General features: G+C 52.3%; 1 protein-coding gene. It reads left to right on the top strand.

Annotation, left to right across the window (positions count from 1 at the left end; translation table 11 throughout):
• The first annotated feature begins 20 nt into the window (after positions 1-20).
• The gene (gene tssE / locus ADK28_RS30370) at positions 21-452 is read left to right on the top strand and encodes a type VI secretion system baseplate subunit TssE (protein ID WP_075202111.1); all 432 of its coding nucleotides are present in this window, start codon (positions 21-23) and stop codon (positions 450-452) included.
• Positions 453-465 lie beyond the last annotated feature (13 nt).

Below are 465 nucleotides of genomic sequence, written 5' to 3'. Positions count from 1 at the left end.
TGGACAAGGAATAAGCCACGGTGTCTTCTCTCGCATTATGGAACAGAGGAAGCTCTGTCAGCTTGTTCGATCGTATCAGGGGTGAGGATACAGCCATTTCACCCACCCAGGAAACAGACAGGCTGGTTAGCTCGGTCAAGCGTCAGCTTGAGCGTGTTCTCAATACCCGATGCGGGAGTTGCCGCAGTGCGCCGGAGCTCGGTGTGGTGGATCTTAATGATTCCACGCAGAGTCGTGCTGATGCAGGTGGACGTATACGTGAAGCTATCCGCCATTGTATCCGCGAATATGAGCCACGGATTGTCGGTGTTGAGGTTTTTGCTGTGGATAACACCACAGCGGTCCCCGGTATGGCATTTCGGGTTAACGCCTCGGTACATCTGGATACGATTGAGCAGGTCGCCTCGTTTGATATCCATATGGACAGTAATCGCCACTACAGAATGATGTGATTTATGTCGCTGG

The organism is Serratia sp. 506_PEND (assembly GCF_001076875.1).
Taxonomy (GTDB): domain Bacteria; phylum Pseudomonadota; class Gammaproteobacteria; order Enterobacterales; family Enterobacteriaceae; genus Serratia; species Serratia marcescens.
The sequence above is the reverse complement of the archived record's forward strand: the minus strand, read 5'-3'. Positions and strand labels throughout refer to the sequence as shown.